11 protein-coding genes and 3 tRNA genes are annotated in these 10068 nt (G+C 63.1%); 13 read left to right on the top strand and 1 reads right to left on the bottom strand.

Features of this window, described 5'->3' with window-relative positions:
• Window positions 1-173 precede the first annotated feature (173 nt).
• The 12 genes from AS93_RS0112970 to galU all read left to right on the top strand — a co-directional run bounded on the left by AS93_RS0112970 (window position 174) and on the right by galU (window position 8048).
• On the top strand, window positions 174-638 hold the full coding sequence (locus tag AS93_RS0112970) for a periplasmic heavy metal sensor (protein WP_027591016.1): 465 nt from the start codon (window positions 174-176) through the stop codon (window positions 636-638).
• Window positions 639-711: 73 nt separating this feature from the next.
• Window positions 712-1197 carry a hypothetical protein gene (locus tag AS93_RS0112965; RefSeq protein ID WP_027591015.1) on the top strand — a complete coding sequence of 162 codons (486 nt, stop codon included), beginning with the start codon at window positions 712-714 and terminating at the stop codon, window positions 1195-1197.
• A gap of 78 nt (window positions 1198-1275) precedes the next feature.
• Window positions 1276-1944: a phosphoribosyltransferase gene (locus AS93_RS0112960; protein ID WP_037009229.1), complete on the top strand. Its 669-nt coding sequence runs from the start codon at window positions 1276-1278 to the stop codon at window positions 1942-1944.
• A gap of 151 nt (window positions 1945-2095) precedes the next feature.
• Window positions 2096-2740, top strand: coding sequence for a UvrY/SirA/GacA family response regulator transcription factor (gene uvrY, locus AS93_RS0112955; protein ID WP_027591013.1), 645 nt, complete (start codon window positions 2096-2098; stop codon window positions 2738-2740).
• A 1-nt stretch (window position 2741) separates the two neighbouring features.
• Window positions 2742-4568, top strand: coding sequence for an excinuclease ABC subunit UvrC (uvrC, locus tag AS93_RS0112950; protein WP_027591012.1), 1827 nt, complete (start codon window positions 2742-2744; stop codon window positions 4566-4568).
• A 33-nt stretch (window positions 4569-4601) separates the two neighbouring features.
• Entirely contained in the window at window positions 4602-5162 is a 561-nt protein-coding gene (gene pgsA / locus AS93_RS0112945) for a CDP-diacylglycerol--glycerol-3-phosphate 3-phosphatidyltransferase (RefSeq protein ID WP_027591011.1), read from the top strand.
• Between the two features lie 61 nt (window positions 5163-5223).
• A tRNA-Gly gene (locus tag AS93_RS0112940) sits at window positions 5224-5299 on the top strand.
• A 41-nt stretch (window positions 5300-5340) separates the two neighbouring features.
• A tRNA-Cys gene (locus tag AS93_RS0112935) sits at window positions 5341-5414 on the top strand.
• Window positions 5415-5603: 189 nt separating this feature from the next.
• A tRNA-Leu gene (locus AS93_RS0112930) sits at window positions 5604-5690 on the top strand.
• A 192-nt stretch (window positions 5691-5882) separates the two neighbouring features.
• Window positions 5883-6821, top strand: coding sequence for a DNA replication terminus site-binding protein (locus tag AS93_RS19350; RefSeq protein ID WP_037009227.1), 939 nt, complete (start codon window positions 5883-5885; stop codon window positions 6819-6821).
• Between the two features lie 62 nt (window positions 6822-6883).
• On the top strand, window positions 6884-7117 hold the full coding sequence (locus tag AS93_RS0112920) for a hypothetical protein (RefSeq protein WP_027591010.1): 234 nt from the start codon (window positions 6884-6886) through the stop codon (window positions 7115-7117).
• 91 nt (window positions 7118-7208) lie between these two features.
• Window positions 7209-8048, top strand: a complete 840-nt coding sequence (gene galU, locus AS93_RS0112915; protein WP_027591009.1) for a UTP--glucose-1-phosphate uridylyltransferase GalU — start codon at window positions 7209-7211, stop codon at window positions 8046-8048.
• A gap of 11 nt (window positions 8049-8059) precedes the next feature.
• On the opposite strand, the gene AS93_RS0112910 is transcribed toward galU, so the two are convergent.
• On the bottom strand, window positions 8060-8500 hold the full coding sequence (locus tag AS93_RS0112910) for a VOC family protein (protein WP_027591008.1): 441 nt from the start codon (window positions 8498-8500) through the stop codon (window positions 8060-8062).
• A gap of 76 nt (window positions 8501-8576) precedes the next feature.
• On the opposite strand from AS93_RS0112910, the gene gorA reads away from it, so the two are divergent.
• Window positions 8577-9929, top strand: a complete 1353-nt coding sequence (gorA, locus tag AS93_RS0112905) for a glutathione-disulfide reductase (RefSeq protein ID WP_027591007.1) — start codon at window positions 8577-8579, stop codon at window positions 9927-9929.
• Window positions 9930-10068: the final 139 nt, after the last annotated feature.

Below are 10068 nucleotides of genomic sequence, written 5' to 3'. Positions count from 1 at the left end.
CTGGCCCTGGGCGCCGCGGCGTCGCTGCTGCTCGGCCTGCTGCTGGGCGCCACGGTTACCCCGCAGGAGCGGCCGGAGATGTCCGCCTCTGCGCTGCTGGCGGTGCTGGGTAGCGCGCCCCCTGGCGGGCTGTGCGCCCGCCCCGAATTCTGCCAACCCCAAGGAGTTACACGATGAGTGCCCATTTTCCACGCCGCCTGCTGGCGGTTTCCCTGCTGGTCAACCTGGGCGTGCTGATCGCCGCGCTCTGGTCGCAACTGGCCAGCGACGGCTTGCCGGTGCCTTCCGGCGCCCAGACCAGCCTGACCCGCGATCTGCAGCTGAGCAGTCAGCAGCTGCAGCGCTGGCATGACGCCGAGGCGCCATTCCTGGCCCTGCTGCGGGCATCTTCCGAGGCGATTGGCGAGCAGCGCGACCGCCTGATTCGCGGGATCTTCGCCGCCGAGACGGATGCCGCCGGGATCGAAGCGGCGCGCGTGCGGATCGCCGAGCTGCAGGGGGAGCAGCAGCGTCTGGTGATCGAGCAGTTGCTGCGCGAGCGGGAGATTCTCGAACCGGCGCAGCGCGAACGATTGGCGACCATCCTGCTCAGCCAGCCGGTCGGCCCGGTCGGTTTCGATCAGTTGCACCGGGATTGAGACGGAACATTTTTCGCCGCCCGGCGTTACAGGTTCGACACCGCTTCAGGTGTTCCCTTAACGAGATAAGGACATGACCATGCATTACCGTTCGCTGTTGCTGCCGCTGCTGCTGGGCAGTCTTTCCCTGGGTACGGCCACTGCCAGCCTGGCGGCCGGCGGCCACGATCATCATCAACACGGCGACAGCGTTCAGACGCTGCGCCTGGACAACGGCAAGCGCTGGGTCACGGATGCGCCGCTGCGCAAGGCCATGGGCGAGCTGGGCTCGGCGCTGCATGCCACGCATGACGCAATCCATCAGGACCGTTTGCCGACGGCGGAGTACGAGCGACTGGCGGCGCTGGTGAACGATCGGGTGGCCTACATGGTGAAGAACTGCTCGCTGCCGGAGCAGGCCGACGCGCAGTTGCACCTGGTCATCGCCTCCCTCCTGGCCGGCGCCGAGGAGATGGCCGGTCACGGCGGTGAGGGGCAGCGCGCCGGGGCGGTACGGGTCATCATGGCGCTGAACGACTATGGCAGCCATTTCGATCATCCCGGCTTCAAGCGCTTCTGATCCTCCGATCAGGGGACCGGCTGTGGCCGGTTCCCGCCTTCTATGCTGGAGCATGAACCGCTCACCAGGTGGCCAGTCATGCCCAAGCCCTCGCTGGAAGTTCCCATCCCCGATCGTGTCGCTGCGGGCCGTGCGCTGGCCGAGCTGTTGGCCGGGCAGGGAGGGCCTGAAACGCTCGTGCTGGCGCTGCCCCGTGGCGGGGTACCGGTGGCGTTCGAGGTCGCCGAGGCACTGGGATGTCCACTGGACCTGATGCTGGTGCGCAAGCTGGGCGTGCCCGGGCATAGCGAGCTGGCCATGGGCGCGATCGCCAGCGGCGGGGTGCGCGTGCTCAACGAGGATATCCTCCGCTCCCTGGGCATCGGCGAAGTGGCGATAGACGCGGTCGAGCGGCGCGAGACGGAGGAGCTGGCCCGGCGCGAGCGCGTCTACCGGGGCGAGCGGCCCATGCCGGAGGTGAAGGGCAAACGGGTGATCCTGGTCGATGACGGCATCGCCACCGGGGCGACCATGCGCGCCGCTGTGCAGGCGGTACGCAAGCTGGGTGCCGCGCATGTCACCGTGGCGGTACCCGTGGGCGCGCAGGAAACGCTCGCCGTGCTGCGGCATGAGGCGGACGAGGTGATCTGTCCGCTGGTTCCCGAACCCCTTTGGGCTATCGGTCGGTGGTACCGCGATTTTTCGCAGACCTCGGACGAAGAAGTGATTGATCTGTTGCGGCGCGCCTGGGAGCGACCCACCGCTTGAATTGAGCCATTCCTGTGGCGCGATAAGCTCCCCGGCCTGTCAGGATCCGCACAGCGCGAGCGTGCGAGCTAGGCGAAGCGCGCGCTTTTTTGCTAGGGTTCGGCCACACGAAGAAGCCGTCGGCTGAGCGGCCGAGTGAATGAGGTGCGTCTTGATAAGGCTGCTGGTTGTCGATGATCACGATCTGGTGCGGGCGGGCATTGTTCGCATGCTGGCCGATATCAGGGATCTGCAGGTCGTGGGGGAGGCGGACTCCGGTGAGGAGGCGCTGAGGAAGGCTCGCGAGCTGAAGCCCGACGTGGTGCTGATGGACGTGCGCATGCCGGGTATCGGCGGGCTGGAGGCCACGCGCAAGCTGTTGCGCAGCCATCCCGACATCAAGGTGGTAGTGGTGACCGTCTGCGAGGACGATGTGTTCCCGACCCGTCTGCTCCAGGCGGGCGCCTCGGGCTACCTGACCAAGGGCGCCGCACTGGAGGAAATGGTCCAGGCGATCCGCCAGGCCTTCGCCGGCCAGCGCTACATCAGCCCGCAGATCGCCCAGCAGTTGGCGCTGAAGTCCTTCCAGCCGCAGAACCAGGGCTCGCCGTTCGACCAGCTCTCCGAGCGGGAAATCCAGATCGCCCTGATGATCCCCGGTTGCCAGAAGGTGCAGAGCATCTCCGACAAGTTGTGCCTGTCCCCCAAGACGGTGAACACCTACCGCTACCGCATTTTCGAGAAACTGGCCGTGACCAGTGATGTGGAGCTGGTGCTGCTGGCCGTGCGCCACGGCATGGTCGACGCCACCAGCTGACATGACGCCTTCCGTGTTCGATCCGGCCGCCTTCCTGGCGGCCTGCAGTTCCCATCCGGGCGTGTACCGGATGTTCGATGCCGAGGGCCGGCTGCTCTACGTCGGCAAGGCCCGCAACCTCAAGAAGCGCCTCTCCAGCTACTTCCGCACGACCGGCCTGGCGGTGAAGACCGCTGCGCTGGTGTCTCGCATCGCCCAGGTGGAAACCACCATCACCGCCAACGAGACCGAAGCGCTGCTGCTCGAGCAGACGCTGATCAAGGAATGGCGGCCGCCGTACAACATCCTGTTGCGCGACGACAAATCCTACCCGTACGTGTTTCTTTCCGACGGCGATTATCCGCGGCTGGGCATCCATCGCGGTGCCAAGAAGGCGAAGGGTCGCTACTTCGGCCCCTATCCCAGTGCCGGGGCCATTCGTGAAAGCCTGGCATTGCTGCAGAAGGCCTTCCTGGTGCGTCAATGCGAGGACAGCTACTTCCGCAATCGCACCCGCCCGTGCCTGCAGTACCAGATCAAGCGCTGCAAGGGGCCTTGCGTCGGGCTGGTCAGTCCGGCGGAGTACGCCGAGGATGTGCGCCACTCGGTGATGTTCCTGGAGGGTCGCAGCAATGCGCTGGCCGCCGAGCTGACCACAGAGATGGAGCAGGCGGCGATGAGTCTTGAATTCGAGCGCGCCGCCGAGCTGCGCGACCAGGTCGGCATCCTGCGCCGCGTCCAGGATCAGCAGAGCATGGAAGGTGGCACTGGCGATGTGGACGTGATCGCCGCCATCGTCAACCCGGGCGGCGCCTGTGTGCATCTGATCAGCGTGCGGGCAGGGCGGGTGCTGGGCAGCAAGAATTTCTTCCCGCAGGTGGCCATCGAGGAGGACAGTGCCAGTGTGCTAGCCGCCTTCCTGGCCCAGTACTATCTGGGCAGCAGTGAGCGGGATCTGCCGGCCGAGCTGATCGTCAATGCCCAGCATGAGGACTTCCCGACGCTGCTGACCGCCATCGCCGAGCTGCGCGGCCGCGAGCTGAGCATCAGCGTACGTGTGCGCGGCACTCGGGCGCGCTGGCAGCAGTTGGCAGTCACCAATGCCGAGCAGGCGCTGGCCGCCCGTCTAGCCAACCGGCAGCATACCGCGGCGCGTTTCGAGGCCCTGGCGCAGGCCCTGGCGCTGGAAGAACAGCCGACCCGGCTGGAGTGCTTCGACATCAGTCATTCCAGCGGCGAGGCGACGGTGGCGTCCTGCGTGGTGTTCGGCCCCGAGGGGGCGCTGAAATCCGACTATCGACGCTACAACATCGAAGGCGTGGCACCCGGTGACGACTACGCCGCCATGCACCAGGCGCTGACCCGTCGCTTCGGCAAGCTCAAGGAGGGGGAGGGCAAGGTTCCCGACATCCTGTTGGTGGATGGCGGCAAGGGCCAGCTCAACATGGCGCGCGAGGTGCTGCAGGAAATGGCCGTGGGCGGCATGCTGCTACTCGGCGTGGCCAAGGGTGTGACCCGCAAGCCGGGGCTGGAGACGCTCTACCTCAATGACGCCGAGCACGAATTCACCCTGCCGGCTGATTCGCCGGCGCTGCACCTGATCCAGCAGATCCGCGACGAAGCCCACCGCTTCGCCATTACGGGCCATCGTGCCCGGCGCGGTAAGGCTCGCCGTACCTCGACCCTGGAGGGCATTGCTGGCGTCGGGCCGACACGCCGTCGTGAGCTGCTCAAACACTTCGGTGGTCTACAGGAGCTTGGTCGCGCCAGTATCGAAGAGATCGCCAAGGCACCGGGTATAAGCAAAAAACTGGCCGAGTCGATTTATGCCGCCCTGCACAGTGAGTAGAATGCCGTGCCACCCCGCCGCCCAAGCCTGCCCATGAACATCCCCAATCTGCTCACTGTCTTACGCGTTCTGCTTATTCCGGTTTTCATTCTGCTGTTTTACCTGCCGTTTTCCTGGAGCTATTGGGCTGCCAGCGCAGTGTTCGCCCTGGCGGCGGTGACCGACTGGTTCGATGGCTACCTGGCGCGACGCCTGGAGCAGAGCACGCCGTTCGGCGCGTTCCTCGACCCGGTGGCCGACAAGCTGATGGTGGCCGTGGCGCTGGTGCTGCTGGTGGAAGAGCACAGCAATCTCTGGCTGACCCTCCCTGCGGCGATCATCATCGGCCGAGAGATCGTGGTGTCCGCCCTGCGGGAATGGATGGCGGAGCTCGGGGCCCGGGCTCAGGTCGCGGTATCCCAGTGGGGCAAATGGAAGACCGCCGCACAGATGGTCGCACTGGTCATCCTTCTGGCCAACCCGGCGGTATTCACGCTCTGGGTGTTGCTCGGCTACGGCCTGCTGTTCATTGCTGCAGGCCTGACCCTGTGGTCCATGTGCCAGTATCTGCTGGCTGCCTGGCCGCATCTGCGGGTCACCCCGGAAAAGAAATAAGTTTTTTGAATCAAAGGCTTGACGGCGTGTTTGGAAACGATAGAATGGCGGCCGTCACCAAGCGGGAATAGCTCAGTTGGTAGAGCACAACCTTGCCAAGGTTGGGGTCGCGAGTTCGAGTCTCGTTTCCCGCTCCAATTTTTGATGTTGGCGCCGCAGATGCGGCGCTTTCATTTGAGGCCGGGTGGCAGAGTGGTCATGCAGCGGATTGCAAATCCGTGTACGCCGGTTCGATTCCGACCTCGGCCTCCACTATTGAAAAGCCCTGCAGATTTAATCTGCGGGGCTTTTTATTTTGCGTTGAATATACCGTTCAATCGTGCTGTTTCCCTGTGTTCAATAAGTACAACTCGTTGATACGACTGGACTTTCATGTTGCTGGGCGGAGTTGCGGCAACTTGCCTAAGCCTGGGTGTCTGTATATAGTCCGGCCACTTCGCTGCCCGAATGGCGAAATGGTAGACGCAGGAGACTTAAAATCTCTCGACCGTCAAGGTCGTGCCGGTTCGAGTCCGGCTTCGGGCACCACCTCGATTCAGTCCTTCGCTCTTCTTCCGGCGGAGCTGCCGCCAGGCGCTTCCATACCCTTCGTGCCAGCAGAAATGCTCGTGCCTTCCAGTCGCAACTTCCTGATTCATTAATACCACCCCTATATTTGCGTTAGTCTGTCTGCCTTACCTCCTGCCCAGGCCAACAGGGCAGGGTATGCTGGAGGGCGCCATGTACGACGACATCCGTAATGCCCATGCCGAGCTGCGCGAGGCGCTGCTGGGTTTCAATGCACAATGGCCGGGCCAGGTTGTTTCAGGCGTAGCCTGGCGGTTGCCTTTGCTACGGGAGCAGAAGGCTCCTGATGTGATTTCCGTCGAGCGCCTGACCGGCAATGACGCCATCCAGTCTGCCAAGGCTGCTTTCTCCATGCTGGAGCGGGCGTCGGGGCAGGCCCCGGGTACGGTGATGCGCCTGCCTGGTTACTTCGAGGTCAGGGATTGTCTGCTGGATCAGGTGCGAGCAATCAATCGGCTCAAGGATGCTCTGGTCGCGACGGTGGAGCAGACCCGTCTGGAGATGAATCTGGCCAAGACGGCACGCCCACGGCTTTTGCGGGCGGCCCTAGGGGCTGGTTTTTCCATGATGCAGGTGTCTCGGCATATCCAGGCCTTCGATGCGGCGCCCCGTCTTCTGGTGTTCACATGGGCAGGGCATACGGCCGGCGCCGAGAAGGTTCTCGTGAAGGATGTCCGTGAGTTGCTTCTGGTGCGCGCCCAACAGCAGGCAGCGGAGGCGCGCTGCTCGGTGGAGCGTACCCCGGCGGGATTGGAGTTGCAGAGCATTGCAAGCCTGGCCGACGAGCAGGTGCTGCATCGCTACAAGAAACTGGCGCCTCATCCGCGGCTCATGTTCTGGTTCAGTGAAGCCACCCGCTACGACGCCATGGTGCATGCCAATCTGCCGGTGTTTATTCGCGTGGGCGGCGCGCCGAAGGTGCGTGAGCTGGGAGATTTCGATCGTGCGGCTCGCCAGGCCGAGCGTCCGGATCGTAAACCTAGGGTTCCAGTGATCCCGCGCATGAACCTCTACTTGCCCACGACTGCCCGCGCAATAACTGCTCTTCCTGCTGGGCGCCTGGAGACCATTGCGTCGACTTACAAGGGCTGACCGGCGAGCTTTCGCCCGCTTTTGCTGTCCATTCCCAGACGGCAGTGGAGGAGGGTGGGCGTATGATCTTCAGGCACTTCGAACATTATGAGGCGGTTGCCTCGGCGCTTCCGGTGGAGGACGGTTATCAGGCGGTGATCGCGGTCAAGACGCGCGACCCTGATGCCAGGCCTGTGGTGCATACCCTGGCGGAGGGGCATCGGTATGATCTCGCTTTCGAGGCCGAGGAGGTTGCGCATGCCGCACTGGCCAAGCTCAAGGAGATCAGCAGGGAGGGTGAGTTGCTTTGGGAATAACGAAGCAAAACGGCAGGTATTTTCTACACTGTCCGACTTATCAGGCGGACACGCCGCATCGTTCTGACTTTCTCGCGAACCAAGGATGGCCATGATCAAGAAATGTCTGTTTCCGGCAGCTGGCTACGGCACCCGATTCCTTCCAGCTACCAAGGCTATGCCCAAGGAAATGCTGCCAGTGGTCAACAAGCCGCTGATTCAGTACGGAGTGGAGGAAGCCCTGGAGGCAGGTCTCAATCAGATCGCCATTGTCACTGGACGTGGCAAGCGGGCGCTGGAGGATCACTTCGACATCAGCTATGAGCTGGAACACCAGATTCGCAACACCGATAAGGAGCGCTACCTGAGTGGCATCCGCCGCCTCATCGACAGTTGCAGTTTCTCGTATACCCGTCAGATCGAGATGCGGGGGCTGGGGCACGCCATTCTCAGCGGTCGCCCGCTGATCGGTGATGAGCCGTTTGCAGTGGTATTGGCGGATGACCTTTGCCTGAATACCGAGGGTGATGGCGTGCTGGCCCAGATGGTGCGCCTCTACAACCAGTTCCGCTGCTCCATCGTGGCCATCGAGGAAGTCCCGCCGGAGGAGACGTCCAAGTACGGCATCATCGCTGGCGAGGCCATTCGCGACGACATCTATCGGGTCAGTAGCATGGTGGAGAAGCCTCGGCCGGAAGATGCGCCGTCGAATCTGGCGATCATCGGTCGCTATATCCTCACTCCGGACATCTTCGAGCTGATCGAACAGACCGAGCCGGGCAAGGGCGGTGAAATCCAAATCACCGATGCGCTGATGAAGCAGGCTCAGCAGGGCTGCGTGCTGGCTTACCGCTTCAAGGGGCGGCGTTTCGACTGCGGCAGTGCCGAAGGCTATATCGCAGCCACCAACTTCTGTTTCGAGCACTTCTACAAGGCCGGCAAGGCGTTCTGATTCAGCCTCTGTCAGGTGGGCGGGCCGTCTCCGGCGCTTTTTAGCGGCTTGGCGCCCGGTCCTAGTGGTTGGCCATAGCTGAATTCCACATAGTTCCCGGCCGGGTCGCGCACGCCACAGTAATAGCCGGCCGGGAAAGAGTCGTCCCGGGGTGGCCAGATCAGGCAGTCGGCCTGGCGCGCGCGCTCGGCAATCTCATCCACCGCCTCCCGGCTGGGCAAGGCGAATCCGAAGTGGCTGTAATCGTCTGTAGCCAGTTGACGTTCGTTGCCGCCCGGCATCATGACGATGACGAACGCGTGTTCGCGGCCGGGTTCGGCCATCCAGACGATGCGCGAGCCCTTGGCGGGCCTCTGGTGTATCAGTCGGAGTCCGCAGAAGTCGGAATAGAACGCTATGCAGGCGTCAAGGTCGGGGACATGCAGCGCGATGTGCGTCAGTGTGGGGCCCATGACGGTTCTCCTGAGCGAAATGCCCCAGTCCGGGAATGCTGGGGTATGCTGGCGGCCTGAATCAGGAGACAACACTATGGCCTATGATTTCGACCTCTTCGTCATTGGCGCCGGCTCCGGTGGTGTCCGTGCGGCGCGTTTTGCCGCCGGCTTCGGTGCGCGCGTGGCGGTTGCCGAAAGTCGCTACCTGGGTGGCACCTGCGTGAACGTGGGATGCGTGCCGAAGAAGCTGCTGGTCTACGGCGCGCATTTCGAGGAAGAACTGCGACAGGCCAAGGGTTATGGCTGGACGAGTGGTGAGCCTGCGTTCGACTGGTCGACGCTGATCGCCAACAAGAACCGGGAGATCGAGCGTCTCAACGGGATCTATCGCAAGCTGCTGGTCGACAGCGGCGTCAAGCTCCTGGAGGGGCATGCGCGTCTGGTAGGTGGCCAGCATGTTGAGGTCGATGGGCAGCGCTATAGCGCCAGGCATATCCTGATCGCCACCGGAGGCTGGCCGCAGAAGCCGGACATTCCCGGCGCCGAGCATGCCATTACTTCCAACGAGGCGTTCTACCTCGAACAGCTGCCGCAGCGTGTGCTGGTGGTCGGTGGTGGCTATATCGCGGTGGAGTTCGCCTCCATCTTCCATGGCCTGGGTGCGAAGACCTCGCTGCTTTACCGTCGCGATCTGTTTCTGCGTGGCTTCGATGAGAGTCTGCGGGTGCATCTCCGTGACGAGATGGAGAAGAAAGGCGTTGACCTGCAGTTCAACAGCGACATCCGGCGCATCGACAAGCAGGTCGACGGCACTCTCAAGGCGACGCTGGCCGATGGTCGGGTGCTGGAAACCGACTGCGTCTTTTATGCCACCGGGCGCCGGCCGATGCTGGACAACCTGGGGCTGGAGAACACGCGTATCGAGCAGGATGATCGGGGCTTCATCCGGGTCGACAACCTGTACCGCACCGCGGACCCCTACGTTCTGGCCATCGGCGACGTGATCGGCCGTGTGCAGCTGACGCCAGTGGCGCTGGCAGAAGGCATGGCGGTGGCGCGTCGCCTGTTCAGGCCGGAGGAGTACCGCCCGTTGAGCTATGAGCTCATACCGACCGCAGTGTTTAGCCTGCCAAATATCGGTACGGTGGGTCTTTCCGAGCAGCAGGCGCGTGAAAAGCACCGCGTGAAAGTCTTCGAAAGCCGTTTTCGGCCCATGAAGCTGAGTCTCACGGAGTCCCAGGAGCGCACCCTCATGAAGCTGGTAGTGGATGCCGACAGCGACCGTGTATTGGGTTGCCACATGATCGGTCCGGAAGCCGGCGAGATCATCCAGGGCCTGGCGGTGGCGATGAAGGCTGGCGCCACCAAGCGCGATTTCGACGACACCCTGGGAATTCACCCGACCGCCGCGGAGGAGTTCGTCACCATGCGTGCCGCACGCGAGTGAATCCCAAAAAATGCGGCGATTCAGGGCGTTAGCGAAAAAAACCAGTTGACAGGATGAGGGCTGTGCGTAGAATGCACGGCCATCGGAAGGCACATAGCTCAGTTGGTTAGAGCACCACCTTGACATGGTGGGGGTCGTT

This window comes from Pseudomonas sp. RL, assembly GCF_000647775.1.
In the GTDB taxonomy this organism is placed as follows: Bacteria; Pseudomonadota; Gammaproteobacteria; order Pseudomonadales; family Pseudomonadaceae; genus Serpens; species Serpens flexibilis.
The sequence above is the reverse complement of the archived record's forward strand: the minus strand, read 5'-3'. Positions and strand labels throughout refer to the sequence as shown.